This window comes from Myxococcus faecalis, from assembly GCF_050039385.1.
Lineage (GTDB): Bacteria > Myxococcota > Myxococcia > Myxococcales > Myxococcaceae > Myxococcus > Myxococcus fulvus.
In genome coordinates, this window is record NZ_CP144336.1 from 3,051,803 (window position 1) to 3,076,916 (window position 25,114).

Here is a 25,114-nt window from a genome sequence, read left to right on the forward strand (position 1 = left end):
CGCTTCACTTCGCGAAGGCGTGAGGCGTGGGCCCGGACGAAGCCGGGCGGGACTTCAAGCCGCGGGGAAGGTGCGGCCCTGCTCGCGCAGCTGCTCCTCGCAGACCGCGGTGACGTGCTCCAGCGTGTCGAACAGGTCCACCATGGAGAGCTGGACGCCCAGCTCCTCCTCGATGCGGTTGGCGAGCATCGTCGCCATCAGCGAGTTGCCGCCCACCTCCAGGAAGTGGTCCTGCGGCCTCACCACCTCGGCCCCGAGCAGCTCGCGCCAGTACGCGGCGAGCTGGCGCTGAAGGGGCGTGGTGCTCGTGTCAGTGCTCACGTGTGCTCCTCATGGTGACGCCTCAGCCCACCTTGGCGGTGGGGCCCTTGAGCCGCTCGCGCAGCAGGTACTTGCGAATCTTTCCCGACGGCGTCTTGGGCATCTCCTCCACCACCTCCAGCCGGTCCGGCCAGTACTGGTTGGACATGCCCAGGCCCTTCAAGTGCGTGCGCAGCTCGTCCAGCGTCGGCGCCTCGTCGCGCGCCACCACCACCGCGCACACCCGCTCGCCGCCGATGCGGTCGTCGGAGTGACCGATGACGGCCACCTCCTTCACCTTCGGATGCGAGTACAGCGCCGACTCCACCTCCACCACCGGCACCTTCTGGCCATAGCGGAAGATGACGTCCTTGAGCCGCCCGACGATGCGGATGCCCCCGCGCCCGTCGTCCCGCGCGAGGTCCCCCGTGTCGAACCAACCCTCCGCGTCCACGCTCGCGCGGTAGAGGTCCTCCCGCTTGAAGTAGCCCAGGCACTGGCTCGCGCCCCGGACGAGCAGCCGTCCCGTCCCTTCCGGATAGGGCGAGCCGTCCTCCGCCAGCGCGGGGACGATTCGCACCTCCATCCACTCCACCGGGCGCCCGTCGCTGTGGGACGGCCAGTCCGGCGGGTCGTCGCGCCGCGTAATCGTCACCGCGCCGTTCTCCGTCATCCCCCACAGCGTGTGCAGTGGCACGCCAAAACTCTCGCGGACCGCGGCGATGAGGTGCGGCGGCACGGGGATGGAGCCGGTGGACAGCCGACGCAGCGAGGATGTTTCACCGCCGCGCTTCTTCTTCGCCGCGATGACGTTCATCACATACGTGGGAATCCCATACATGAACGTGACGCCGTGCTCCTGGATGCAGCGCAGCGTGAGCTCCGGGTCCCCCACGTCCATGTAGACAGCCGTCGCCCCCAGGTTCACCGCCATCAAGTACAGGTAGGTAAATCCGCTGGAGGCGGTGAGCAGCGAGGGCAGGCACACCACGTCGTCCTCGCCCAGGGCCATGACGTCCGCGATGGCGCGGGTGATGCCGTAGTTGGTGTTGTGCGAGTGGACCACGCCCTTGGGCTCGCCCGTCGTCCCGGAGGTGTAGAGGACATTGCAGATGTCGTCGGCGCGCGCGGACCTGGCGTCCAACGTCGCCGGGTCGACTTCGTCCTCCCAGCGCCGCTCGACGAAGCAAGCCTCGAAGTCCAGCTCGCCCGGCTGGGTGGCGCCCTGCGCGCCGAGGAAGACGCGGTGCTTCAACGCCGGCAGCGACGACACGGCCTCGCGCAGCATGTCCCGGTGCGAGTGGCCGCTCCAGCTCAGCGGTCCGATGTAGACGGAGGATTCCGTCCTGCCGAGGATGAACTCCACCTCGCGGCGTCGGTAGTCGGGAGGAATGGGCGCGATGACGGCGCCGATGCGCGCGCACGCCAGCGCCAGCGCGGTGAACTGCCACCAGTTGGGAAGCTGCACCGCCACCAGCTCGCCCCGGGCCACGCCCAGCGACACGAGCGCGCCCGCGAAGCGCTCCGCGTACCGTCCCAGCTCCGCGTAGCTGATGCGCGTGACGTCCTTGGCGAAGTAGCGCGCCGCGACGATGGCCGGCTTGTCCGGGTGCTTCTGGATGGCACGACGCAGGTCGTCCAGCACCGTCTCGTCACGCCACCAGCCCCTGCTCCGGTACAGCGCCGCCTGCTCCCGCGTGGGGCCGCTTCCGAACCGTGCGTCCATCGTCCACATCCTCCATGGACCGCGTGACTTTCCGGACCGCGCGAACCATACCGATTCGCCTGTAAAACCAGCAAGACTGCGAAAGCTCACATGTCTGCACCCCAAGGACCCTCACTCACATTGACGGGGCCGCTCTCGGTTTCCTACTTTGGAATGAATAGCCAGGATTGTGCGTCCCACGCGATGATGACACCGGGCACGCTTCCACCGGCATGACACCCATGGTCCAGGTACCCCTCGAGGAGCGCGCCCGTCGCATCCGCCGGACCATCCTCCGGCTCGCCGCCACGCCCGTGGGCTGCCACCTGGGAGGCTCGCTCTCCATGGTGGAGCTGCTCGTGGTGCTGCTCGGCCGCGTGATGAACGTGCGGCCCCAGGAGCCCCGCTGGGAGGAGCGCGACTCGCTCATCCTCTCCAAGGGCCACGCCGCCGCGGGGCTCTACGCCGCCCTGGCCGAGTTCGGCTTCATCGACGCTGAAGAACTGGTGCAGCGCTACAACGCGGAGGGCAGTCCCTATACCGGACACGTGAGCGCGGCGGTGCCGGGTGTCGAGTTCCCCACGGGGAGCCTGGGACACGGCGTGGGCCTGGGCGTGGGGATGGCGCTGGGGCATCGGCTGCGGCAGCGCGCCAACCGCGTGTTCGTCATCTGTGGAGACGGTGAGATGGGCGAGGGCTCCAACTGGGAGGCGCTGCAAATCGCGGCGCAGCACAAGCTGAGCGGGCTCACGGTGCTGGTGGACCGCAACGGCGGACAGAACGACGGGCCCACGGAGAGCATCCTCTCCCAGGCCGCGCTGGTGCAGCGGCTCTCCGCGTTCGGCCTGGGCACCGTGGAGGTGGACGGGCACGACCTGGACGCGCTGGCCTCCGCGCTGGAGGCGCCCGCCGAGGGGCCTCGCGCCATCGTGGCGAACACGAAGAAGGGCGCGGGGGTGCCGATGCTGCGCGGCAAGGGGCCGCACTACGCGACGTTCAACCCGGAGCAGCTCAAGCGGGCGCTCGCGTCGCTGGGGGAGGTGACGCCATGACGAGCTCCACCTCCAGCGGCGCGGACCTGCTGACGGCGCCCTCGGACTGGCTCGCGGAGCAGCCGGGCCTGTCCAACCGGCTGGTGTTCCGGCACGCGCTGGCCCGGCTCGCGGACCAGGATGAGCGCGTGGTGCTGCTCGAGGCGGACCTGGCGGGAGGTGGAGACCCGTACGCCGCGCGCCACCCGGAGCGTTTCCTCAACCTGGGCATCTGCGAGGCGGCGATGCTGGACATCGCCAGCGGCATGGCGGCCACCGGCCACGTCGTCTTCGCGCACACGTTCGCGCCCTTCGGCGCGATGCGCGCGTGCGAGCAGGTGCGGTTGGGGCTGGCCTATGCGCGCGCCAACGTGAAGCTGGTGTGCGACTACGGCGGACTGTCCGGCGCGTTCTTCGGCCCCACGCACCACGCCATCGAGGACCTGGCCATCCTACGCTCCATGCCGAACATGACGGTGGTGTCGCCGGCGGACGGGTTGGAGACGATTCAGGCGACGCGGGCGGTGCTGGAGCTGGAGGGCCCGGTGTATCTGCGGCTGGGCCGCAACCGCGTCACGCGGCTGGACGTGGCCCGGCCCGCCTTCGCCCTGGGGCGCGCCATGTGCCTGCGCGAGGGCGGCGACGTGGGCATCATCGCGCACGGCGAGGTGGGCGTGAGCGTGGCGCTGGACGTGGCCGCGAGGCTGGAGACCCAGGGCGTCTGTGCGCGCGTGGTGAACCTGCACACGCTCAAGCCCTTCGACGAGGAGGCGCTCCTGGAGACGGCCGAGCGGACCCGGCTGCTCGTCACGGTGGAGGAGCACTCCATCCTCGGCGGCCTGGGCGGCGCGGTGTGCGAGAGCGTGGCGAGTCATGGGTTGGGCCGGCGCGTGGTGCGCGCGGGCATCCAGGACCGCTACGACTCCACGGCCGGCACGCACGAGTCGCTGCTGCGGCGCCACGGCCTGGAGGCGGGCGCGCTGGTGGAGACGATTCTCGGCGCCCTGCCCCGCCCCCGGCTGGCGGCGCTGGCACCGGCCAGGAGGGGATGATGCAAGGCCACGAGGTCCACCTGGTCTACACCCGCCTGCGCACCGAGGAGCGCATGCTCGCGGACGCGCTGCGCGCGCGGGGCTTCGGGGTGAGGACGCACGCGGACTCGGAGCTGGTGCTCCCGCTGAGTCGCGAGCGCTGGCAGGACGGCGGCCCCGTGCTGATGCGCAGCATGTCCTTCACGCGGGCTCGCTACCTGGCCTCCATCCTGGAGGTGAAGGGCTCGCGCGTGCTCAACACCGCGCAGTGCATCGCCACGTGCGGGGACAAGGCGCTCACCACGCTCGCGCTCGCCAGGGCCGAGGTGCCCATCCCCTGGGCCTTCGTGGGCTTCGAGGAGGAGGCCTGCGTCGCGCAGATGCAGGAGCGCGGCTTCCCCGTGGTGACCAAGCCCGTGCTCGGCTCGTGGGGGCGCATGGTGGCGCGCGTGGACGGCGTCCACGCGGCGGAGGGCATGATGTCCATGCGCTTCGAGATGGGCGGCGCGCAGGACCACGTGGCGCTGGTGCAGCAGTACATCGACAAGCCGGGCTACGACTTGCGCGTGTACGTCATCGGCAAGGCGGTGGGCGGGATGCGCCGACGCTCCGAGCACTGGGTGACCAACACCGCCCGGGGCGCGGTGCCGGAGCGCTACGAGGTGCCCGAGTCCCACGCCCGGCTCGCCGAGCAGGCCGCGCGCGCCGTGGGCGGGGAGCTGGTGGCGGTGGACCTGCTGGAGACGCGGACAGGCGAGGTGATGGTGAACGAAATCAACCACTGCGTGGAGTTCGCGCGGAGCATCGAGTTCACCGGCATCCCCCTGCCGGAGCTGATGGCGGACTACGTGCGGGAGACGTTGCGATGACGCGCGTCGCGGTGCTGGGGGCCGGGGGCTACGCGGGCGGCGAGGTGCTGCGGCTGCTCCTCGCGCACCCGGCGGTGGAGGTGGCCCAGGCCACGTCCGAGCAGCACGCCGGCAAGCGGCTCGACTTCCCCCACCCGCACCTGCGCGGCGCGAGCACGCTGCGCTTCGCGCCCCACGACGCGCTGGAGCCGTGCGACGTGCTCGTCTCCTGCATGCCCTCCGGCGAGCTCATCCGCCGCTGGTCGCAGGTGAGTCCGCTCGCCGCGCGCATCATCGACCTGAGCGCAGACTTCCGGCTCGGCCCCGTCGAGCACGCGCGCTGGTATCCCCGCGCGCCCCGGCCCGCGGAGCTGCCCGAGTTCGTCTATGGCCTGCCGGAGTGGGCGGGCGCTCGACTGAGGGACGCGCGGCTGGTGGCGGTGCCCGGGTGCATGGCCCACGCGGCGCTGCTCGGGCTGTTGCCCCTGGTGCGCGCGGGGCTGGTGCGTCCCGAGATGGTGGTGGTGGACGCGAAGACGGGCTCGTCGGGCGGCGGAGCGACGCCGGACCGCTCCTCGCATCATCCCGAGCGGGCCTCGGCCCTGCGCTGCTATCGGCCCACGGGACATCGGCACACGGGCGAAATCGAGGCCGCGACGGAGCGCTTCACCGGCACGCGCGCCACCGTGCACTTCAGCGCGACGGCGGTGCCCAGCGTCCGAGGCATCCTCGCCACCGTGCACGCCTTCGCCGCGCGTCCGCTCGAGGACGCCAACGAGCCCCTGCGCGCGCTCGCGTCGACGTACCGTGAGCATCCGTTCGTGAACGTGCTGCGCGCCAACGCGAGCGCGTCACCGTTCCCCGAGCCGGGCCCGCTGTCGGGCACGAACCACTGTGACTTGTCGGTGGACGTGGACGCGGAGCGCGGGCGCATCGTGGTGAACGCGGCGCTGGACAACCTGGTGAAGGGCGCGGCGGGTACGGCCGTGCATGCGTTGAACCTGATGCTGGGCAGGCCCGAAACGGAGGGCCTCGGCTTCCGCGGCCTCCACCCCCTCTGACGTGAAAGACTCCCCCATGCGCCACCTCCCCCTCGGTGTCCGCCCATGAGCACGCTGACCGTCCTCTACATCACCGGCTGGTGCCGCAGCGGCAGCACCATCATCGGCAACGTGCTCAACGAGGTGGCGGGTTGCTTCCACACCGGTGAGCTGAGCTTCCTGTGGAAGAACGCCTACGGGAACGGCTCCAACACGATGTGCGGCTGCGGCACGCCGCTGGTGCAGTGCGCCCTGTGGGCCAAGGTGCTGGAGCAGGGCGTGGCGCCGGGTGAGTCAGCGCAGGGCCACGCCGCGCGAGTGGTGCGCCGACAGCTGGACACGGTGCGCACGCGGCACACGTGGCGCGTGCTGCGGCAGGGCACGCCCTCGCCAGCGCTGTACGAGCACGCGGAGCTGCTCGCCCGGACCTACCGCACCATCGCGGACGCCACCGGCAGCCACATCATCGTGGACAGCGGGAAGTTCCCCTCCGAGGCGGCGCTGCTGCCGCACGTGGACGGAATCACTCCGTACTACCTGCACCTGGTGCGGGACCCTCGCGCGGTGGCGCACTCGTGGACGAAGACGAAGCAGTACGTCGTGCCGATGTCCGCCGCGCGGAGCACCGCATACTGGCTGGGCTTCAACGTGGCCTCGGAGCTGGTCACCCGGCGTCACCCGGAGCGCTCGCTGTTCCTGCGCTACGAGGACTTCATCGCGTCGCCTCAGGCCACCATCGACTCGCTGCTGGAGCTCATCCAGGTGGACCGCTCGGTGAATCCGGTGAAGGGGCGCACGGTGGTGCTGGGCCGCAACCACACCGTCACCGGCAACCCGGACCGGTTCCTCAGTGGCTCCACACTGCTGCGGCCCGGCGACGATGCGTGGCGCAAGGAGCTTCCGGCGAAGGTGAAGACGCTGGTGTGCACGCTCGCGTGGCCGCTGACGGGGCGCTACCAGTACCGGGGAGCGCCAGCCCCCGTGGACGTCGGCTCCGGAGCGGAGCCCGCGAAGAATGTGTCGGACGCTCGGAGTGGGAACCTGGGGACCGGGACTCATTCATAAGGCCGCGCTCATCGACGGTGGAGCCCGGGGACCGGGGCTGGCGAGGAGCCCCGCGATGGTGCAGGCCCCACCAGGACATGTCGGACACTTGAGGGAGAACCTTGGAACCGGGACTCATCCATGAGGTCGCGCTCATTGCCGGAAGCATCAGTGGACTGGGGCTGGCGATGAACCCCTGCGCTGGAGCAGGTCCCGTCAGGACCGTGTCGGACATTCGGAGGAAGAACCTTGGAACTGGGACTCACCCATAAGGTCGCGCTCATCGCCGGTGGCTCCAGCGGACTGGGGCTGGCCGTGGCCGAGGAGCTGGTGAAGGAAGGCGCGCATGTCGCCATCGGCGCACGCGACGCCGAGCGGCTGGCTCGCGCCGAAGCGCACCTTCGCTTGATGTCGCGCGGTGGCAAGGTGCTGGCCACGCGAGTGGACTTGAAGGAGCACGGCGCCGCGAAGGCGTGGGTGGAGGACGTGGCCAGCAAGCTGGGCGGCCCCCACATCGTGGTGACGAACAGCGCCGGGCCTCCGCCGGGGCCTGCGACGAAGTTCGACATCAGCGCGTACCAGGAGGCCATCGACACGGTGATGCTGCCGGCCATCAACCTGGCCCTGGCTTCGTTGCCCTACATGAAGGCCGCGAAGTGGGGACGGCTCCTGCTCATCACCTCGGAGACGGTGGTGCGGCCGGTGGCGCGCTTCGCCCTGTCCGGGACGGCGCGCCTGGGCATCGTGGGATTTGCTTCCGCGCTGGTGCAGGAGCTGGGCGACTGCGGTGTCACCGTCAACGTGCTCGCGCCGGGCTATACGCGCACGCCGCCCGTGGAGCGCACCGCGGGGACCAACACGTCGGGCGATGTCGAGGCGGGGCTTCGGGCCATGGCCGCGCACATCCCGCTGCGTCGGGTGGGTGAGCCGGAGGAGTTCGCCGCGGCGGCCGCGTTCCTCGCCAGTGAGCGTGCGTCGTTCATCACGGGCACCGTGCAGCTCATCGACGGTGGCGCGAGCGTCATCGGATGAGCACCGTGTCCCAGCCGGCGCCCCTGGTGGTGAAGATTGGCGGCGCCGCGGGCGTGGACCTGGAGAACGTCTGCGCCGACGTGGCGGAGCTGCGTCAGCGCGGCGAGCGGGTCGTCGTGGTGAACGGTGGCTCGGAGGCAGGTGACTCGCTGCTGGCCTCGTTGGGCATGGAGCGCACGGAGGTGCTGACGGCCTCTGGCAACGTGGTGCGGCTGACGAACGAGGCCACGCTGCGTGTCCTGACGATGGCGTGGGTGGGGGACGTCAACAAGCGTGCGGTGCTCGCGCTGCTGTCGCGCGGGGTGTCGGCGTTGGGGATGTGCGGCGCGGATGGGCGGATGCTCGTGGCCCGGCGCAGGCCGCCCTTGAAGATTCAGGACGGAGCTCGCACGCGCATCGACCGCACGCACCTGGCGGGAGAGATGACCGAGGTGAACACGCGGCTGCTCGGCGTGTTGATGGACGCGGGCCAGACGCCCGTCGTGTGCCCTCCGGCGGTGACGGAGGATGGGGTGCTGGTGAATGTGGACGCGGACCAGGTGGCCGCCGCCATCGCCGCCGCGCTGGGGGCCCGCGCGCTGGTGATGCTGTCGAACGTGGCGGGGCTGCTCGAGGACCCGGCGGACCCCACGTCGCTCATCCGCGAGAGTGATGATGTCGAGCGGGTCATGGGCTTCGCGCGGGGCCGCATGCGCTACAAGCTGGAGGCGGCTCGGCGCGCGCTCGCGGGGGGCGTGCGGTCCGCGTACATCACGGCTTCGGCGGCGCCTCGGCCCGTGCTGTCCGCGCTGGCGGGCGAGGCGGGTACGAAGCTCACTTCTTCGGGTGTGAAGGTGGCTGATGCGGGTGCGTGAGGCGAGCTCGGAATTGCTGCGGTGGATGCTGGAGCACTACAGCCCCAGTCACCAGGAGCGCGATTTCTCCCGCGCGCTCGCGGACCGGCTGGAGCGTCGCGGCTGGCGCGCCCATGTCGACGAGATGGGCAACACCGTGGCCAGCCTCGGCGACGGCGACACCTGCGTCGCGCTGCTGGGCCACATCGACACCGTGCCCGGCGACATCCCCGTGCGCCTCGAAGGCACGCGCCTGTTCGGCCGAGGCGCGGTGGACGCCAAGGGCGCGCTGGCCGCGTTCATCGAGGCCGCGGAGCTGCTCGATGACTCCGAGCGCGCCGGCAAGCGCTTCCTGCTGCTGGGCTGTGTGGAAGAGGAGGTCGCCATCACCCGGGGAGCGCTCCACGCTCGCGAGCACCACCGCCCGGACTTCGTCGTCAACGGCGAGCCCAGCGGCGCTCACGCCATCACCCTGGGCTACAAGGGCCTCGTCCGGCTGGAGCTGGAGTACCGCGCCGCGCGCAAGCACACCGCGAGCCGCAACTATCGCGCCCCCGCCGAGCACCTCGTCGACGCCTGGAACGCCCTGCGCCGCCGCTGCGACGAGCGCAACCCCGGCTGCACCCTCTTCGAGCAGGACCTGCCCTCGCTCCTGTCCTTCCACACGGGCACCGACCACGACACCGAGTGGGCCACCGCGAACATCAACATCCGCACCGGCCCCACCAGCGACGTGGACGCCCTGCTCGCGTGTCTCACCCGCGTGCCCGACGTCTCGGTGAAGACGGTGTCCCGCAAGGGCGCCGTGTCCGCCGAGGGCAACGACGCGCTCACCCGCGCCTTCAAGCAGTCCATCCGCGAGCGCGGCGCGCGCCCCACCCTTCGCGTGAAGACGGGCACCTCGGACTGGAACACCGTGGCGGACACCTGGGCCGTGCCCACCGTCGCCTATGGCCCCGGTGACTCGGCGCTGGACCACACGCCCGACGAGCACATCGAGCTGGGCGAGTACGAAGAGGGCGTCGCCGTGCTGGCCCGCGTGCTCGCGCTCCTGCCGAACAAGGGCTGAGACGTCAGGTGCTCGCGACGTCCGCCGTACGCGGGCGCTGCCAGCGCAGCCCCACCATCGACAGGAAGAACAGCGCCGCCGCCGTCGCCGTGACGCCACGCACGCTCACCCGGTCCGCGAGCGCACCCTGCGCCCAGACGCCCACCGAGTAGCCCACGTTGACGAGCATCATCGCGAGGCTGCTCACCCGGCCCTGCAGCTCGCGCGGCGCGCGCTCCTGGTTGCGCGTGCTCAGCCCCGTCATCACCACCAGGTACACCGCGCCCAGCACGAACATGCTCCCCATCGCCACGGGCAGCGTGGGCGACAGCCAGTACGCCATCGTCACCGGCCCCATCAACATCATCGACAGGTCCACCACCCGGTCCTTGCCCCAGCGCACCGCGAGGCCGCCCACCAGGCCCGACGCGACGAGCGCGCCCACACCCTGCACCGCGATGAGCACCGACGCGGCGGATGCATCCGCGCCGAACACCTGGAGCGCGAACACCGGCACCAACGCGATGAAGGGCGAGATGAACAGCGCGAGCAGGAACAGCGCCACCATCGACAGGCGGATGCCCGAGTCGCCGCGCGCCAGCCGCGCGCCCTCGAGGATGTCGCCCCACAGCCCCCGGGAGGATGCGGGCAGCGAGGCCCTGGGCTCCGCGCGCACCTGCGCCACCGCGAACAACACCGCGAAGAACGACAGCGTGTTCGCCACCATCACCCACGCCACGTTGCCCGCCGCGAGCAACCCCGCCGCGAGCACCGGCCCGACGATGCGCCCCAGGTTGAACTGCGCCGACATCAGCGTCATCGCGCTGTGCAGGTCCTCCTTCGCCACCAGCCCCGCCACCAGCGCCGTGTACGCCGGCCCCGACAGCACGTGCACGCAGCCATTGAGGAAGCAGATGCCCGCCACCGCCTGCACGGTGAGGCTCCCGGTGAAGGCCAGCGTCGCCAGCACCCCCGCGAGCAGCGCCTGCGACGCCGCGCACACCGCGACGTACTTGCGCCGGTCGAACCGGTCCGCCAGCGCGCCGCCCAACGGCGACAGGATGAGCGAGGGCAGGTACGTCAGCGCCGCCACACCGCCCGTCCACTCCGCGCGCCCCGTGACCTTCGTGACGAAGACGCCCAGCGCGAGCACCTCCATCCACGTGCCCACGTTGGAGACGAGCGCCCCCGACCACACCGCGAGGAACTCCCGGTGACGGAAGGCACGGAAGGACGGCAGGTTCGCCAGGCTCGAGAGGGACACGCTGAGCCCGGTTTCTAACAGCACCCCGACGCGCGCCGGAACAGCGCGCGGGGCCCACATCCCAACCCGTGTCAGACGAGCTCGGACTTGGGCTGACGCGTCATCAGGTCCACCACCGCCATCTTGGCGTTCTTGTCCTCGTAGGCAATCAGGTAGACCTGCTGGCAGATGGGCAGCTCCACGCCCGTCTTGAGCGACAAGTCGCGCGCGCTGCGCGCCGTCTTCACGCCCTCGGCGACCTCCTTCATCTGCCCGAGGATGTCCGCCAGCTTCTTGCCCTTGCCCAGCTCCATGCCCACGTGCCGGTTGCGGCTCAGCTCACCGGTGCACGTGAGCACCAGGTCCCCCATGCCGGACAGGCCCGACAGCGTCAGGGGGTTGGCGCCCTTGCGCACCGCCAGCCGGGTGATTTCGGCCAGGCCGCGCGTGATGATGGCCGCGCGCGCGTTGTGGCCCATGCCCAGGCCGTCCGCCATGCCCGCGGCGATGGCGATGACGTTCTTCAGCGCGCCGCCGTACTGCACGCCCACCACGTCCGTGGACGTGTAGCTGCGGAAGGTCTCCGTCTGCAGCGCCTTCTGGCAGCGTACGGCCACCTTGTCCCAGTGCGACGCGATGGTCACCACCGTGGGCATGCGCCGCGCCAGCTCCTTGGCGAAGCTGGGGCCGGAGAGCACGGCGAGGTACGGGTGGAACTCCTCGGGCAGACAGTCCTCGAGCAGCTCCGTCATCGTCAGGAGCGTCTCGTTCTCGATGCCCTTGGACACGGTGATGATGGGCACGTTGCGCGGCAGGAAGTCCTTGGCGCGCGCGAGCACCTGGCGCGTGGCGTGGCTGGGCGTGGCGAGCACCACCAGCTCCGAGCCGTCGAGCGCCTCCTGCAGGTCCAGCGTGGCGCGCACGCGCTCGGAGATGGGGATGCCGGGCAGGTAGGTGGGGTTCTCGTGCCGCGTGTTGATGGCGTCCACCACCGTCGGCTCACGGCCCCAGAGGCGGACGTCCTCGCAGTTCGCCGCCAGCACGTTCGCCAGGGCGGTACCGAAGGAACCCGAGCCGATGACACTGCCACGCATGAAGACCTCGCTTCGAGGGGGTGGAGGACACCGGCGCTAGAGGCCGGTGACGATGCCGATGGAGACGACCGGCATGAAGGTCGCGTCCTCGGGGCGGCTGCGGAAGTCACCGCCCAGGGAGACAGAGTAGGACGTTTTCTCGCTCAGCGGCACTTCGGCGCCCAGGCGCACGGGCACGGAGCCGGAGGACACCAGGTCGGGCGGCAGTCCGCCCAGGGGCGTGCGCTGGATGGGCTCGGTGTCCAGGGCCACGTGATAACGCACGTCGGCGAAGAAGCGCGTGGCGCGTGGGCCGCGCAGCTGGAAGGTGCCGACGAGGCCGGGCATGAGGTTCCAGTTGCGGCGTCCGCTCAGGTAGCGCGCGCCCCGGTCCTCCAGGCTGGCCGAGCGCAGGAAGAACGCGTGGCTGCCCTCCATCACCAGGCCCAGGCTCCAGCGCGGGCCGCCGTCCAGCGCCGTCCAGCGCAGGCCCAGGCGCGGCTCGTTCATCATCCCATAGAGGGTGTCGAAGCCCGCGAGCACATCGACGCGGGGCAGCACGCCCAAGGCCGCGCGGACGGAGGCGACGGGGAAGCCGAGCGACAGGCCCACGGCCACGCCGCCCGGGCCCACGGAGCGCGCGCCCAGGAGGCTGACGCGGTTGGGGACGGGAGGCGGGCCGGGTGGGGGCTCGGGGATGCGCGGTGTCGAGGGCGCGACGGGGACGGGCTCCTCGTCGTCCGGCACGGGGACGAGGGGTGGGACTTCGGGCAGACGGGGCAGCGTCGCGGCTTCCGGTCCGGTGGGCGCGGTGGCGGCTCCGGGAAAGCCGGTCCAGGAGGTGTCGTCCGGGGAGTCGTTCCGGGAGGGCGCGGGCACCTGCTCGGCGGGCTGTGGGGCCGAGGGGTCCCACGGTCGCTTCTCGGGCGGCGGGGTGCGGACCACGGGGGCCTGGGCCCAGGCGGTGGCATGCCCGAGCGTGAGGGCGAGCGGCACCAGGAGCAAGCGGACGGAGGGCATGGAGACGGCCGCGAGCTTAGTCCACGGCGCGGGAGGGACACGAGCCGGGTGCGGGACGGAGCGCGACCCTGGGTGTGCCCCGTCGGCTGGTAGGCAGGGGGCGGTGGGAAACGTGTCCTCGCCAGCGCCGCACCGGTCTACCATCCGCGGCGCGCCGGGTGGTGGGCGACCGAGGAGAGCCAAGGGATGAGGGCAGGAGGGCGCGTGGCGTTGTGGGTGACACTGGCCATGGGGTTGGCGTGTCGCTCGCGCGCGACGGAGGCGGACGCGGATGCGGGAGTGGCGGCGCGGGTGGCACAGGTCAACGCGATGCTGCCCGCGTGCGAGGTGCTGCTGCCCTCGGACGTGCGTGAGTCGATGCTGCCGGGCTTCACGATGAAGGAGGACCGGGCGTGTCCCACGTGCGGTCCGCTGTGCACGTTCCGCTCGGCGTCGGAGAAGGACGTCACGGTGTCGGTGACGTGGGACTGCAAGCCGCACTATTCACAAGCGGACACGCAGGCCTTGTTGCAGCCGACGTTGAACCTGGGCGGCGAGGAGATTCCGGCGCTCGGCAAGGCGGCGGCGCGCAGGGCTCCGGCGCAGGGGATGTTGCAGGTGATGGCGTGGGACGACGACACGCCGTGCGCGCTCATCGTCACGTGGCTCGGGGGTTCGCCGGAGCAGGCGCTGGATGTCGCGCGCCTCGCGCTCGGCGCCACGCGTCCGGACTCCTTCCGCGTGCCGACGCCGCCGGAGCCCGAGGTGGACTCCGGGACGCCGTGAGCCGAGAGCGTCACCCCGTCGTGCATCCATGGAATCGATGACCTCGCCCAAGAGCTTCGACATGGAGACGACGCTGCGCCTCCTCGGCGAGGCCGGTGGCCATTACGAACCTGGGTCCAAGGAAGACGAGGCCATTCAACTGGCCGGCATCGCCCTGCTCTATCTCCGGCATACGCATCAAATGGATGCGTTCTTCCGATATCGAGCGGAGTTCTCGGACCCGGCCTCCGAGGTTCGCATCACCCAGGACTTCGCGACGCGTGCACTGGCGGATGAATGGCTCACCAGCGGAGCGGGTACAGACGGAGAACTCGTGCGCATCGAGGGACAGGGCTTCCAGGTCGTGGTCCTCCCCACGGGAAAGCGATTCCTCCGGACACCGCTCCCCGAGGAACTGGGCCCGTCCCGTCCCTAGCCATACGACTCCCGGCCGGGAGCCTCGCCACGAATGAGCCGCTACTTCTTGTTGGACGAGGACAAAGCAGCCACGGCGAGGCACGGCGGCGAACTCGATGGAATGCACAAGTGGCGACTGCCCGGTGTCCGCTGCCACGCCTGTGGCGCGACCTGGAGCAGCGTGGGTCATGACCATCCCGAGGTCGACCCCTCGGGGATCACCGAGCACGCTGAGTTCGAGCGACCAAGACCCGAGCCCTTCACGGAGTTCGTGCGCCTGCGGGAGTTGGCCCGCCCCTTCGTCCCACCCGGAACGCCCCTTCCACCAGGAACGACCTTTGGGCCCCTGGTGGGACGCGCCTCGGGCAGGTTCGGCCCCATCGACTGGCTCGGAGGAATCCGGCTGCTGATGCAGCCCGATGCGCTGGAGCGACTTCAAGCCGAGGGCATCCGCGGTCCCCGAGGCTGCCGCACCGAGCTGCGCTTCCGGCAGAAGAACCCACCAGAGCTGCTGGAGATTCAGCTCAACCCCCTAGGGCGACTGCACCTCGACTGCATGCCGCCCGACCATCCACCGCCCTGCGCAACGTGTGGTCGCCTCAACCTCCGGTGGCCCGAGGCCCCCATCCTGGATGCGGCCTCACTCCCCACGGAGCTGGACCTGTTCAGGCTGGGCAACTTCGCCACCATGCTCATCGGCACCGAGCGCCTCGTGGACACCGTGAGCCGCCTGCAACTGGACGGCATCACGTTCCGCGAGCTTCCCATCCGCTGAGCGCACGCCTCACAGCGTACGCAGGTACTCCACCAGGTCGTCGACCTCCGACTCCGTGAGGTCCACGGTGGTGCCGTGCTTGTTGGACGCCCTGCCCTGCATCAGCCAGCCCTTGAGCGACAGCGCGCTGCCGTCGGTGACGAAGCGCGTCCGAGGGCGCCCCTACTCGCCCCCTTCTTCACGGGTAGGTGCGGCGCAGTTCCTGGAGGGCCTAGCGCCAGCTCCCATTTACGCGCTGCTCCCACCGTCTCGGGCACACCTACCGCCTTGCGCCGCACTGTGTCCGTTACCCGGTCCTCGGGCAGGTACAGCCGCATGCCGATGCATCCGCTGCCTCGCCGCCCTGCCAGATGCAGGCTGACGGCCACCTGGCAGTTGTCCGTGCGCCCCAACGTGCCCGAGGACTGCCGGCCACCCCACCGAGTGCTGCCCCTTCTTCGGAAACCCCGTGTCGTCCACCACCAGGGTCTCCAATTCCGGCACCTCGGTTTCCAGTGTCCTCGCCAGCCGCTCTCGCAGCGCTTCGTCACTCCACGTCCCCTGCGAGACGCACTGCTGCAGCCGCTGGCGCATCACCTCCACCTCGCGGGTGTCCTCAACCAGTCGGGACGCCATCGGCTCGACGCTCTTGCGTTCCCCGTCCAGCAGCAGGCCCGTCAAATACGCCTCCATGGCCCGGCGGCGCTCCAGCCGTCCCATGCCGACCACCATCTCATCGAGGTAGGCGCTCAGCGCTTCATCCAGCTTGCACAGATGTGCGGGTGTCTTCCCGACCGAAGATCATGACCGCCACCTGGATTCATGTGACCGGGCAACACTAGCACTGACTGCAAATCCGTAAAAACATGCACTCACAACACGACTGCATCCAGCGATTCAGCGTGGCCGGGGACCTCATGAAGACGCTCAGGTGGTGGGTTTTGCTGCTGCTGTTCTCCGCTGGCTGCGCAGGTGCGCCGGCACATGTTGGAACCGACGACTTGCGCACGGCCAACGTTGAAGACTCCTCGGAGTCCTGCGCCGCGTCAGCAGGGGCGTCCGAGGAGGGCTGCTATGCCCCGTCGTGCAGCGAGGACGAGTGCGGCCTCTTCCGCTGCGAGGATCTCGCCTCGCCGCCGTATGCCCTTCGAGTTGCACCTGCCCGGAGCGCAGACACCGCGACAGCACGTATCCAACGGTACTGGGGTGGTGCGGTTCCCCTTCCAGGCCGCGAGGCTGTTTTCATCATCCCGTGGTACCGAAAGGAGGAGCTGCCGAGCGTCAAGGCTGCACGGAAGGCAATCTCGGAGTGGAAGCGCCGTGAGAAGGAGCGACACCATATCTTTCCGCGCGCCTTCGAGGCGTACTTCCGGAGGAACGGCATCGACATCCACAAGTACACTCTGCTCGTCGACGTTGCTGAGCATCGGAGGGTTCACGCCGGAAATGATGGCGGACCATGGAATCGAGATTGGCGCATGTGGATTGAGAGTCAGCGAACACCACCGTCTCAAGCGGCGCACTTCCGGCATGGCGGAGTGATGGTCGAGCGCTATGGGCTCATCGGTGTTCCAATGACGTACTGGCAGAAGCTGGCGATGACCGCTGCCGCGGGAGAGTGAATGCGCTACTACGCGCTGAGGGAACGACGCGATGTGGAGCGGTCTAAATGGAGCGGGAGCTTCCACCTCGACCGGCAGTGGGGATTGCCCGGAGTGAAGTGCCCAACCTGTCGGGAGACTTGGGCTGGTGTCGGCTACGACTATCCGACCGTGGACCTCTCCTCACTGACGGAGAGGCGCGAATTGGAACGAGCGCAGTGCGTGCCCTGGGAGCAGTTCGTAAAGCTGAGGGAGCGGGTGTTGCCGCTGGTGCCCCGCGGAGCCGTCGTTGAGCCGGGCACTGGGTTTGGCGCGTTGACGGGGAAGGCCAAGGGGAAGTTTCCCCCGGTGGTCATCCACATGCCGTGGCTACTCCTCATCCAGCCGGCATTGGCGGCGCGACTCACGGGGCTCACCGGCGCCATCCCTGTCCCGACACGCTTCAAGGCACGTCCGGGAGTGGCAGAGCTGCTGGAACTCGAGGTTCAGCCTGGCGGGAGCATTCGGGGAGTCGATGCCGGCGAGCCCTGCAGGACGTGCGGCCGCGGAGACTCCGAGATGCCGCTGCCCCCGTTCGACGAGATGCGCCTGGACAATGTGCCAACGGTCGATTTTTCGAGAGTCTTCCGGACCGTCGTGGTCGTAAGCGAGCGCGTCCTCGAGCGGCTGGGCCGCGAGTTGGAGGAGTCGGAGATTCTCGCGGTGGACGTCACCAGCGACCGACCGACGAGGACGTCGGCCCGGCGAGCCGGTGTTGACGTTTCGCCGTGAGCTGGTGGTCCGCGGCCTCGTCGGCTGCCGCTATCCCGGGCTCGTCAGCCTCCGGGCGCCGGCGAGGCCTCCACGCGCGATCCAGCGCCGCCGCGCTCACCGCGCCAGGGACTACCATCCGCTTTACCATCTGCGTCTTGAATGCATCCGTGTACGGCACCAAGTCCTGCCTGCTCTCGCCCCAAGGCGTCGTCAGCTCGGCTTGTTCGCCGAGGCGACAACTTCCCTGACACAGGGGGCTACTCTCCCTACCCGAAGGATCGTCCCGGCACGGAGCTTTCGACCGCTGCTGACCTTATCGATGTCTCGCAGGTGCGAGTCCTGAAACACATCGGACTTGATGGAATTGGAGAACCGCTCGTGGACCGGGGTATCAACCAAGGCCTCCATGACATCGCTCACCCATGAAACAGGCGTTGTCACAAGCTCGACCAAGGTGCTGGCCCAGTCCTTCGGCATCGTTGACCTCGCGTTCTTCCGTCACATCGTCGAACGCTGTCACCTCACAGCGTGCGCAGGTACTCCACCAGGTCGTCGACCTCCGCCTCCGTGAGGTCCGCGGTGGTGCCGTGCTTGTTGGACGCCCTGCCCTGCATCAGCCGGCCCTTGAGCGACAGCGCGCTGCCGTCGTGCAGGTACGGCGCCGTGCGCGCCAGGCCCAACAGCGACGGCGTGTTCAACCCACGCTTGCGCGTGTTCTCGTCGTCCCGAATCGGCCCCGTGGTGATGAAGGTCCCCACGTCCGCCTGCTGGTTGTTCGTGAAGTGCGCGCCCTCGTGACACGTGTCACACGCGGCCTTCTTGAACACCTGCTCACCCCGCGCCTGCGCCGCCGTCTGCACCGCGCCCCGGTACGGGTTGTCCGGCGTGGGAATCACGTCGATGAACGCGGACAGCTGCGCCACCATCACCCCATCCAACGACGTGCCGCCCATCCGCCCCCGCACCGTCGCGTCCAGGAAATCCCTCATCGAGGGGAACTCCCCGCTCCAGTGGAACGGACCTGTCTCCGTCACCTTCCGCCCCGCCAGGCTCGGCGTCTGCCGCGGCCCGTCCGGGAAGCCCCACACGTGCCCGTCATCCCGCCCGTCCAGGTGACACGACGCACACGACGCCGCCACCCCCGCGCTCGTCATCCGCGAATCCAGCGCTGAATAGAACAGCTTGCGCCCCGCCGCCTCCTGCGCCGTCAGCACGTCCTCCCCCACCACCGGAATCGGCGCCCCCTGCGTGCGCACGTTCGCCACGTTCCCCGAGCCGTCGTTCACCAGCGTCGTCACCGTGTGGTCGAACGCGTTGTAGACGTACACCTTGCGCCCATCCCGCGTCATCGCGATGCCGCTGGGCCCCGAGCCCACCCGCACCAACTGCCGCACCGTGCTGCCCCGCTCCCCCGTCAAATCCAACCCCGTGCGCCGCTGCGTCGGCAGGATGGCCACGTTGTCCGTCTCGCGGTTCACCAGGAACAGCCACTGCCCGGACGGGTCCACCACCGCCGCCACCGGCCCCTGGATGGGGTGACTCGACTCCGGGCTGACGATGGTCGACGGCGGGAAGTCCGGCTCCTCGCTCGGCGGCGGACGGCACTGGTCCAGGTCATCCACCCGCGGCGAGCCGTCCTCCGTGTTGAACGTCAACACGCCCGGCGCCACCACGCCCGCCGTGTTGCACGGCCCACCCCCGCCATAGAGCGAGCCCCCAGGCCCCCGCCCGTCACTCGTGAGCGAGTCCTCACGCGCCCACAAGGTCGGCGCGAACGCCCGCGCGCCCTCGGGCGACACCACCACGTCCGCCATGCCTCGCGGACGGAACAGCACGTCCGACGAAGGGAAGGGAATCGGCTCATCCGCCGCCACGCCCTGCCGCGTGTTCGCCCGCGCGTACAGGTCCGTGCCCTCGCGCTGCATGCGCGGCTGGTGCGCGTCCGACAGGTCCACCGTCACCAGGTCCGCGTGCCGGAACAAGCTGACCAGCGCCCTGCGTCCACCATCCACCAGCGCGACACCGCGCGGCTCCTCGCCCACCGGCAGCTCCCAGCGCACCTCCAACGTGCGCGTGTCCACGGCCATCAGCGTGCCGTACACCGAGGAGTCCAGCGCCGTGCTGTTCACCACGTAGAGCGTGTCCCCGTTGGGAGACACCGTCAGACCCATGGGCTCCACGCCCACTGCCACCCGCGCGGCCTCGTTCCAGTCACCCCGGCGGATGACGGACACGCTGCGGGCCCCGCGGTTGGAGACGTAGACCGTGTCGTCCGGGCCCACCACCACCCGCTCCGGCCCCGCGCCCACCTTCACCTCGCCCACCTTCTGTCCGCTCGCGGTCTCCACCACGGCGAGCACGCCGGTGTCCGCGTCCACCACGTACAGGAAGGCGTCGTCCCGGCTGAGCGCCACCGAGCCCGAGGCGTTGGTCCACGCCGCTCCCGTGGAGCGGTCCTCGCACGCACACAGCCCGAGCGCCGCCGCCAGGACCCCGGCCAGAAGATGCCGCTTCATGAAGTCTCCTCTCGCGTCCCCCGACGGGACCCCACCCACCGTGCCTCGTCGTCGGAAGTTGCCGCGCTGTGTCGGAGGGGAGGACACGCCCGGCCCTGGTCGCTCGCCTCCCCCGCGAGCCTGGCATGCTTGCACCAGACCCCCCGCGAAGTCGATGGCCTCCCGGGGCGGCCTCCGGGTGCCGGACAGACGGCCTCGCCGCCCCCTAGGACGAAACGCCCGAGCGTGTCGCACCGGGTGGGAGTAAAGGAGTGGGACGTGTCCCGTTCGTCCTCCGTCATCCTGAGCTTCCGGCGCACCTTCGCCCTGCTCATCATCCTGGTGGTGCTGCCCTCCGCCGGCCTGTCCGGCTTCGGCGTGGTGGCCATCATCAACGAGCGCGCCGCGGTGGAGAAGCGCCTGGAGTCCGCCTGGCGCGGGACGCTGGAGACGCTCTCCCAGGAGCTGCCCCGGCAGCTCGCCGAGGCCCGGCTGGAGCAGGAGGCCGGCATTCTGCGCCTGGAGGCCGCCGACGGCCGCATCCTCTCCGAGCCCGACGGCACCTTCCAACTGGAGGGCGGTCGCGCCATCACCGAGGACCCCCAGCTCGCCGAGGCCCTGGGCACCGTGCTGCCAGAGGTCGGCTCGCTCCCCGAGGCGCCCACCTTCTTCTCCCTGTCCACCGGTGGACGCTCCGTCGTCGTGGTGGCCGAGCGTGACGGCGCCGTCGTGCGCGGCGTCCGCCTGTCCGTGCGCGCCCTGGAGACGCTGATGACGGAGCAGGTGGAGCCGCGCGCCGTGTCCAGCGAGCCGGTGCGCTTCGGCCTGATGCCCGTGCCCCGCGAGTCCTCCGGCGAGGGCGGCCTCATGGGCAAGCTCGTGTCGGAGGTGGCCCAGGCCCGCGCCAGCGCGCTGGGGCCGCAGGTGCTCGCCGAGCGCGTGCTGTCCCCGCCCCTGCAGGACTTCCGGCTGGTGGTGCTGCCCACCGGCGAGGACCCGGTGGCCCGCGCCTCCACGCGCAACCGCGCGGTGTACGGCGTGCTCTTGGGGCTCTTCTACCTGACGCTCACCTTCGGCGTCGTCTACACCGGCCGCGTGCTGTACCGCGAGGCGCGGCTGTCGCGCATGAAGACGGACTTCGTGTCCCTGGTGAGCCACGAGCTGCGCACGCCGCTCACCTCCATCCGCATGTTCATCGAGACGCTCGCCCTGGGACGCCTCAAGGACCCCGCGCAGATGCAGGAGGTGCTCACCCTGCTGACGCGCGAGACGGAGCGGCTGTCCGTCTTCATCGAGCGGGTGCTGGACTGGTCGCGCATCGAGGGCGGACGCAAGGTGTACCAGCGCGAGCCCCTGCCGGTGATGGACGTGGTGGACACCGCCGTGTCCGCCTTCCGCGCCCAGCGGCTGGAGGGCGGCGTGGACCTGAAGGTGGACGTGGCCGGCGACCTGCCGCGCGTGGACGTGGACAAGGAAGCCGTCGCGGGCGCGCTGCTCAACCTGCTGCAGAATGCCTACAAGTACAGCGGGCCGGCGGACCGGCGCATCCAGCTGAGCGCGCACCGCTCCGGCCGGTGGATTGACTTGACGGTGGAGGACAACGGCGTGGGAATCGCTCCGAAGGAACGCAAGCGCATCTTCGAGCGCTTCTACCGGGTGGACAACCTGCTGACGCGAAAGACGGAGGGCAGCGGGCTGGGACTGGCCATCGCCCGGCGTATCATCGAGGCCCACGGCGGCAGCATCACCGTGAAGAGCGAGCTGGGCCGTGGCAGCCGGTTCACCATCCACCTTCCGGTGCAGAAGGCATGAGCGACACGACGCGGCGCATCCTGGTGGTGGAGGATGACTTGTCCATCCTCACCGGCCTCTCCATGAACCTGCGCTTCGAGGGCTACGAGGTGCTCCAGGCCCAGGACGGCCGCACCGGCCTGCAGCGCGCGCTGGACGACAACCCGGACCTGATGGTGCTGGATTTGATGCTCCCGGAGCTCAACGGCTTCGAGCTGCTCAAGGAGCTGCGCCAGCGCGGCCGGGACACGCCCGTGGTCGTCCTCTCCGCCAAGGGCATGGAGACCGACAAGATTCTGGGCCTCAACCTGGGCGCGGACGACTACGTGGTGAAGCCCTTCGGCCTCCAGGAGCTGCTCGCGCGCATCAAGGCCGTGCTGCGCCGCCGCTACCCGACGCCGGGGGGCGCGCCGCCGGTGACGTTCGGCGACGTCAGCGTGGACATGAACGCGCGCACCGTGGCCCGGGGCGGCGCGGCCGTGGAGCTGACGGCGCAGGAGTTCAAGCTGCTGGCGCACTTCCTGGCGCACCCGGAGCGCACCTTCACCCGCGAGGAGTTGCTGTCCGGCGCGTGGGGCTACCACTACGAGGGCAGCGCGCGCACCGTGGACAACTTCATGCGCCAGCTGCGGCTGAAGTTCGAGCCGAACCCCGAGGAGCCGCGCCACTTCGTCACCGTCCGGGGCCTGGGCTACCGCTTCGAGAAGTAGCCGTGGGGCTCACGGCCCCGCGACGCCGATGTGGCGCGAGTCCTCCAGGTCGAAGGGCTTGCCGTCGAAGCGCCCGTAGCGCTCGCGCGGGATGAAGCCCGCGGCGGTGAGGGCGCTGTCCAGCTCCTGGGGCGAGAAGTGCCGCAGCTTGAGCCGGCGGATGGGGCTGGGCACGCCCGGCTGCTTGCGCTCGCGCAGGTGCAGGGCGAACAGCGGGCGGCGCGGCTCCAGGCCCGCGTTGGGCTCTTCGTCATCGCGCGGGAGCACCGGCTCGCGCGGCGTGTTGAGCACGTCGTAGACGAAGGTGCCGTCGGGCGTGAGGTGGTGGCGCACCGTCGCGAGGAACGCCTCCAAATCGTCATTGCCCGGCATCAGCCCCAGCGCGTGCTGGGGGGCGAGCACCAGCGGGAAGCGGTCCGGCATCCGCAGCGCGCGCGGGTCCGCGACGAGGAAGCGGGCGCGGTTGGAGACCTCCGCGGGCTCCGAGGCGCGGCGCTCCTCGGCGGAGCGGATCATCACCTCGGAGGGGTCCACGCCCACCGCGGTGTAGCCGTGCTCGGCCAGGGCCCAGACCACCCGGCCGTTGGCGGCGCCCAGGACCAACACTGGCCCGCCGTGCTCGGCCGCCTGCCGTGTGTAGAAGAGGAGGTCCGGCTCCTGGCCCACCAGGGACAGCGGTGTGCGACCTCGCGCGTCGTTCCCACCCATGGAGGCAAGCCACTAGCACGTTTGCTGGGGTCTTCGGGACAGCGACTTGCCCTGGCAGGGCAGCCGATTGCCCACCCGTTGTCCGGGAGCGGACGAAGGGCGGCTTGGAGCGGCGGTAAACCCTGGCATCGGCCTTGCGATGCAGGTGCCCGGACGACGGTCGCCCATCCGGGGCGGTCCGGGTTTCGCGGGGTGGATGCGGATGACGCGGGGATGGCGCTGGGCGGGTGCGCTCTTCATGGCGGGCGCGATGTGGACCGTGGCGGGTTGCGACTCCAAGAGCAGCGACGAGTCGCAGCAGGACAACCCAGGCATGGACGACCCGGGCCCTCCGCCCGAGCGGCCAGGCCCCTCGGACGGGACGGACGCGGGCACGCCGGACGGCGGGGGCGGTGAGCCCACCGAGCCGGACGCGGGCACGCCGGACGGCGGGGGTGGCGAGCCCACCGGGCCGGATGCCGGCACGCCGGACGGCGGTGGCGGCCCGACGACGCCGGACCCGCGCGCGGACGCGGAGATTCCGCCGCTGCCCTCGGCGCCCGGCTGGCGCTTCTACGGCGCGGACCAGGGCGGCCCGCTCACCGTGTACGGCGTGAGCGCCGACGAGGCGGGCAACATCTGGGTGGCCGGCGGCGAGGAGGGCCTGTTCCTGCTCAAGCGCGGCGCGGAGCGCTTCGTGCGCTACGGCATGGAGGACGGCCTGCGTCCGTACGGGTACATGGACGACGGCAGCACGCCGCCGGGCGCCAAGTACCTGAAGGTCATCTCCGTGGCGGGCGGCAAGGCGGGCACCGTCTTCGTCGGCTACGAGGGCATGCCCGGCAAGGGCTCCGAGCACTGCGAGAACAACTGGGACGGCCCCAGCCCCGACCCCGCGCGCTACAAGAGCGGTGACGCGGACAAGGTGTCGCTCAACGGCGACGGCACGCTGGACGTCATCCACTACGACATCTTCTCCGGTCCCAACGTGGTGGCCGCGGAGCCCCGCGGGCGCGAGAAGCTCTGCAACATCCTGCGGCTGCGCTACGACAAGCGCACCAACAGCATCTGGTTCGGCGGCAACCACGGCTTCGCGCGCGGCAACGCGGAGTTCAACGGCGCGCCCATGTGCAACGGCCAACTCAACTGCACCGGCGTGTTCGAGCACGTGCACCCGCACGTCAACGCGCTGGACGCCAACGGCCGGGTGATTCTCCTGACGGACGCGTACTACGGCGTGGCGGTGGACCCGGGCGGCGACGTCTGGTTCGGCGGCTCGGACCGCACCACGCGCTTCCGCTACGGCACGCTGGGCGGCAACTTCTGGCGCGCGCAGACGGGCTCGGAGAACGACTCCACCAACAAGCTGGACCTGTGGCCGGACGCGAAGCCGGAGTACTCCACGCCCGCCGAGCGCGTGCCGGACAACATCTCCGGCGCGGTGGTGGCCAACGACGGCACGGTGTGGCTGAGCTCCTTCAGCAATGGCCTGGTGCGCATCGACGCGAACGGCGCGGTGCTGGGCCACCTGGGCAAGGGCTCGGGGCTGGTGGACAAGTACCTGTCCGCGCTCGGCAAGGACCCGTCCGACGGCAGCATCTGGACGGGCGCGTCGTGGGGCGGCGGTCTGTCGCGCGTCAAGGGCGGCAACATCACCAACTATGGCCTGGACGTGTTCGGTCGCCGCTACGGGATGTCCCGGGTGAGCGACATCCAGGCGGATGCTTCCGGCAGTGGCCGGCGGATGCTGGTGTCCTTCCTGGGCTACCAGGACTCCACCACCAAGAAGTGGGTGGCGGGGGTCATCGGCATCTATGAAGGGAACTGAGTCGGGCCCGCGCCTCGTGTCCCGATGAAGGCACGCGGCGGCCGTCCTCCTCGGGGGACGGTCGCCGCGTGGTTAATTTCAGCGAA

General features: G+C 70.3%; 24 protein-coding genes and 1 pseudogene. 16 read left to right on the plus strand and 9 right to left on the minus strand.

All coding sequences use genetic code 11. The features are described from left to right. Positions 1-54: 54 nt before the first annotated feature. Both VZQ01_RS11945 and VZQ01_RS11950 read right to left on the minus strand, forming a co-directional pair. Entirely contained in the window at positions 55-321 is a 267-nt protein-coding gene (locus VZQ01_RS11945) for a phosphopantetheine-binding protein (protein ID WP_254037070.1), read from the minus strand. 22 nt (positions 322-343) lie between these two features. After that, positions 344-2,026 (minus strand): AMP-binding protein, encoded by a 1,683-nt coding sequence (locus VZQ01_RS11950; protein WP_426747866.1) that lies wholly within the window; start codon positions 2,024-2,026, stop codon positions 344-346. A 221-nt stretch (positions 2,027-2,247) separates the two neighbouring features. Between VZQ01_RS11950 and VZQ01_RS11955 the strand changes: the two genes are divergently transcribed. The 8 genes from VZQ01_RS11955 (at position 2,248) to VZQ01_RS11990 (ending at position 9,933) form a co-directional block, all read left to right on the plus strand. Further along, positions 2,248-3,057 (plus strand): thiamine pyrophosphate-binding protein, encoded by an 810-nt coding sequence (locus VZQ01_RS11955; RefSeq protein ID WP_223746381.1) that lies wholly within the window; start codon positions 2,248-2,250, stop codon positions 3,055-3,057. Further along, entirely contained in the window at positions 3,054-4,088 is a 1,035-nt protein-coding gene (locus VZQ01_RS11960) for a transketolase family protein (protein ID WP_223784831.1), read from the plus strand. Before VZQ01_RS11955 ends, VZQ01_RS11960 begins: the two co-directional genes overlap by 4 nt. Continuing rightward, positions 4,088-4,936 (plus strand): RimK family alpha-L-glutamate ligase, encoded by an 849-nt coding sequence (locus tag VZQ01_RS11965; RefSeq protein ID WP_426747867.1) that lies wholly within the window; start codon positions 4,088-4,090, stop codon positions 4,934-4,936. Before VZQ01_RS11960 ends, VZQ01_RS11965 begins: the two co-directional genes overlap by 1 nt. Further along, positions 4,933-5,976, plus strand: coding sequence for an N-acetyl-gamma-glutamyl-phosphate reductase (gene argC / locus VZQ01_RS11970; protein ID WP_223746378.1), 1,044 nt, complete (start codon positions 4,933-4,935; stop codon positions 5,974-5,976). Before VZQ01_RS11965 ends, argC begins: the two co-directional genes overlap by 4 nt. Positions 5,977-6,021: 45 nt before the next feature. Further along, entirely contained in the window at positions 6,022-7,020 is a 999-nt protein-coding gene (locus tag VZQ01_RS11975; RefSeq protein WP_426747869.1) for a sulfotransferase, read from the plus strand. Between the two features lie 228 nt (positions 7,021-7,248). Further along, the gene (locus VZQ01_RS11980; RefSeq protein WP_426747871.1) at positions 7,249-8,031 is read left to right on the plus strand and encodes an SDR family oxidoreductase; all 783 of its coding nucleotides are present in this window, start codon (positions 7,249-7,251) and stop codon (positions 8,029-8,031) included. Further along, positions 8,028-8,885, plus strand: coding sequence for a [LysW]-aminoadipate kinase (locus VZQ01_RS11985; protein ID WP_426747872.1), 858 nt, complete (start codon positions 8,028-8,030; stop codon positions 8,883-8,885). Before VZQ01_RS11980 ends, VZQ01_RS11985 begins: the two co-directional genes overlap by 4 nt. Then, positions 8,872-9,933: a M20/M25/M40 family metallo-hydrolase gene (locus tag VZQ01_RS11990; protein WP_141325651.1), complete on the plus strand. Its 1,062-nt coding sequence runs from the start codon at positions 8,872-8,874 to the stop codon at positions 9,931-9,933. The genes VZQ01_RS11985 and VZQ01_RS11990 overlap by 14 nt, the downstream gene beginning before the upstream one ends. A gap of 4 nt (positions 9,934-9,937) precedes the next feature. On the opposite strand, the gene VZQ01_RS11995 is transcribed toward VZQ01_RS11990, so the two are convergent. The 3 genes from VZQ01_RS11995 to VZQ01_RS12005 form a co-directional block, all read right to left on the minus strand. After that, entirely contained in the window at positions 9,938-11,176 is a 1,239-nt protein-coding gene (locus tag VZQ01_RS11995; protein ID WP_223746374.1) for an MFS transporter, read from the minus strand. A 71-nt stretch (positions 11,177-11,247) separates the two neighbouring features. Continuing rightward, complete coding sequence (locus VZQ01_RS12000; RefSeq protein ID WP_141325653.1) at positions 11,248-12,249, minus strand: NAD(P)H-dependent glycerol-3-phosphate dehydrogenase; 1,002 nt, start codon at positions 12,247-12,249, stop codon at positions 11,248-11,250. Between the two features lie 36 nt (positions 12,250-12,285). Further along, positions 12,286-13,248 carry a hypothetical protein gene (locus VZQ01_RS12005; protein ID WP_223746372.1) on the minus strand — a complete coding sequence of 321 codons (963 nt, stop codon included), beginning with the start codon at positions 13,246-13,248 and terminating at the stop codon, positions 12,286-12,288. A gap of 186 nt (positions 13,249-13,434) precedes the next feature. On the opposite strand from VZQ01_RS12005, the gene VZQ01_RS12010 reads away from it, so the two are divergent. From VZQ01_RS12010 to sitI6 (VZQ01_RS12020), 3 genes are all read left to right on the plus strand, one after another. Next, positions 13,435-14,013, plus strand: coding sequence for a hypothetical protein (locus VZQ01_RS12010; RefSeq protein ID WP_223746371.1), 579 nt, complete (start codon positions 13,435-13,437; stop codon positions 14,011-14,013). Between the two features lie 61 nt (positions 14,014-14,074). Next, on the plus strand, positions 14,075-14,428 hold the full coding sequence (locus tag VZQ01_RS12015) for a hypothetical protein (protein ID WP_223784825.1): 354 nt from the start codon (positions 14,075-14,077) through the stop codon (positions 14,426-14,428). Between the two features lie 33 nt (positions 14,429-14,461). After that, on the plus strand, positions 14,462-15,184 hold the full coding sequence (gene sitI6 / locus VZQ01_RS12020) for a SitI6 family double-CXXCG motif immunity protein (protein ID WP_426747873.1): 723 nt from the start codon (positions 14,462-14,464) through the stop codon (positions 15,182-15,184). Positions 15,185-15,396: 212 nt separating this feature from the next. Here sitI6 (VZQ01_RS12020) and VZQ01_RS12025 read toward each other — a convergent pair. Continuing rightward, positions 15,397-15,895: pseudogene (locus tag VZQ01_RS12025) on the minus strand (IS701 family transposase); the annotation flags it as partial. A 185-nt stretch (positions 15,896-16,080) separates the two neighbouring features. Here VZQ01_RS12025 and sitA6 point away from each other — a divergent pair. Together sitA6 and sitI6 (VZQ01_RS12035) are read left to right on the plus strand one after the other, a co-directional pair. After that, positions 16,081-16,785 (plus strand): SitA6 family polymorphic toxin lipoprotein, encoded by a 705-nt coding sequence (gene sitA6, locus VZQ01_RS12030; RefSeq protein ID WP_426747874.1) that lies wholly within the window; start codon positions 16,081-16,083, stop codon positions 16,783-16,785. Next, a complete protein-coding gene (sitI6, locus tag VZQ01_RS12035) occupies positions 16,786-17,535 on the plus strand; it encodes a SitI6 family double-CXXCG motif immunity protein (RefSeq protein ID WP_223746368.1) in 750 nt (249 codons plus the stop codon). Between the two features lie 192 nt (positions 17,536-17,727). Here the strand turns inward: sitI6 (VZQ01_RS12035) and VZQ01_RS12040 are convergent, their stop codons facing one another. After that, on the minus strand, positions 17,728-17,994 hold the full coding sequence (locus VZQ01_RS12040) for a hypothetical protein (protein WP_408891699.1): 267 nt from the start codon (positions 17,992-17,994) through the stop codon (positions 17,728-17,730). Between the two features lie 44 nt (positions 17,995-18,038). Continuing rightward, the gene (locus VZQ01_RS12045) at positions 18,039-20,033 is read right to left on the minus strand and encodes a c-type cytochrome (protein WP_426747875.1); all 1,995 of its coding nucleotides are present in this window, start codon (positions 20,031-20,033) and stop codon (positions 18,039-18,041) included. A gap of 258 nt (positions 20,034-20,291) precedes the next feature. Here VZQ01_RS12045 and VZQ01_RS12050 point away from each other — a divergent pair, with 258 nt between their 5' ends. Both VZQ01_RS12050 and VZQ01_RS12055 read left to right on the plus strand, forming a co-directional pair. Beyond that, a complete protein-coding gene (locus tag VZQ01_RS12050; RefSeq protein ID WP_223784822.1) occupies positions 20,292-21,824 on the plus strand; it encodes a sensor histidine kinase in 1,533 nt (510 codons plus the stop codon). Beyond that, a complete protein-coding gene (locus VZQ01_RS12055; protein ID WP_141332557.1) occupies positions 21,821-22,513 on the plus strand; it encodes a response regulator transcription factor in 693 nt (230 codons plus the stop codon). The genes VZQ01_RS12050 and VZQ01_RS12055 overlap by 4 nt, the downstream gene beginning before the upstream one ends. A 9-nt stretch (positions 22,514-22,522) precedes the next feature. Here the strand turns inward: VZQ01_RS12055 and VZQ01_RS12060 are convergent, their stop codons facing one another. Continuing rightward, complete coding sequence (locus VZQ01_RS12060; RefSeq protein ID WP_223746365.1) at positions 22,523-23,221, minus strand: class I SAM-dependent methyltransferase; 699 nt, start codon at positions 23,219-23,221, stop codon at positions 22,523-22,525. A gap of 202 nt (positions 23,222-23,423) precedes the next feature. Here VZQ01_RS12060 and VZQ01_RS12065 point away from each other — a divergent pair, with 202 nt between their 5' ends. Beyond that, positions 23,424-25,028 carry a ligand-binding sensor domain-containing protein gene (locus VZQ01_RS12065; RefSeq protein ID WP_426747877.1) on the plus strand — a complete coding sequence of 535 codons (1,605 nt, stop codon included), beginning with the start codon at positions 23,424-23,426 and terminating at the stop codon, positions 25,026-25,028. Positions 25,029-25,114 lie beyond the last annotated feature (86 nt).

Coding starts and splice junctions, on each gene's coding strand:
- VZQ01_RS11950 (WP_426747866.1), bottom strand. CDS start 2,026: ATGGACGCACGGTTCGGAAGCGGCCCCACGCGGGAGCAGGCGGCGCTG.
- VZQ01_RS11955 (WP_223746381.1), top strand. CDS start 2,248: ATGGTCCAGGTACCCCTCGAGGAGCGCGCCCGTCGCATCCGCCGGACC.
- VZQ01_RS11960 (WP_223784831.1), top strand. CDS start 3,054: ATGACGAGCTCCACCTCCAGCGGCGCGGACCTGCTGACGGCGCCCTCG.
- VZQ01_RS11965 (WP_426747867.1), top strand. CDS start 4,088: ATGCAAGGCCACGAGGTCCACCTGGTCTACACCCGCCTGCGCACCGAG.
- argC (WP_223746378.1), top strand. CDS start 4,933: ATGACGCGCGTCGCGGTGCTGGGGGCCGGGGGCTACGCGGGCGGCGAG.
- VZQ01_RS11975 (WP_426747869.1), top strand. CDS start 6,022: ATGAGCACGCTGACCGTCCTCTACATCACCGGCTGGTGCCGCAGCGGC.
- VZQ01_RS11985 (WP_426747872.1), top strand. CDS start 8,028: ATGAGCACCGTGTCCCAGCCGGCGCCCCTGGTGGTGAAGATTGGCGGC.
- VZQ01_RS11990 (WP_141325651.1), top strand. CDS start 8,872: ATGCGGGTGCGTGAGGCGAGCTCGGAATTGCTGCGGTGGATGCTGGAG.
- VZQ01_RS12000 (WP_141325653.1), bottom strand. CDS start 12,249: ATGCGTGGCAGTGTCATCGGCTCGGGTTCCTTCGGTACCGCCCTGGCG.
- VZQ01_RS12005 (WP_223746372.1), bottom strand. CDS start 13,248: ATGCCCTCCGTCCGCTTGCTCCTGGTGCCGCTCGCCCTCACGCTCGGG.
- VZQ01_RS12010 (WP_223746371.1), top strand. CDS start 13,435: ATGAGGGCAGGAGGGCGCGTGGCGTTGTGGGTGACACTGGCCATGGGG.
- VZQ01_RS12015 (WP_223784825.1), top strand. CDS start 14,075: ATGGAGACGACGCTGCGCCTCCTCGGCGAGGCCGGTGGCCATTACGAA.
- sitI6 (WP_426747873.1), top strand. CDS start 14,462: ATGAGCCGCTACTTCTTGTTGGACGAGGACAAAGCAGCCACGGCGAGG.
- sitA6 (WP_426747874.1), top strand. CDS start 16,081: ATGAAGACGCTCAGGTGGTGGGTTTTGCTGCTGCTGTTCTCCGCTGGC.
- sitI6 (WP_223746368.1), top strand. CDS start 16,786: ATGCGCTACTACGCGCTGAGGGAACGACGCGATGTGGAGCGGTCTAAA.
- VZQ01_RS12040 (WP_408891699.1), bottom strand. CDS start 17,994: ATGCCGAAGGACTGGGCCAGCACCTTGGTCGAGCTTGTGACAACGCCT.
- VZQ01_RS12045 (WP_426747875.1), bottom strand. CDS start 20,033: ATGAAGCGGCATCTTCTGGCCGGGGTCCTGGCGGCGGCGCTCGGGCTG.
- VZQ01_RS12055 (WP_141332557.1), top strand. CDS start 21,821: ATGAGCGACACGACGCGGCGCATCCTGGTGGTGGAGGATGACTTGTCC.
- VZQ01_RS12060 (WP_223746365.1), bottom strand. CDS start 23,221: ATGGGTGGGAACGACGCGCGAGGTCGCACACCGCTGTCCCTGGTGGGC.
- VZQ01_RS12065 (WP_426747877.1), top strand. CDS start 23,424: ATGACGCGGGGATGGCGCTGGGCGGGTGCGCTCTTCATGGCGGGCGCG.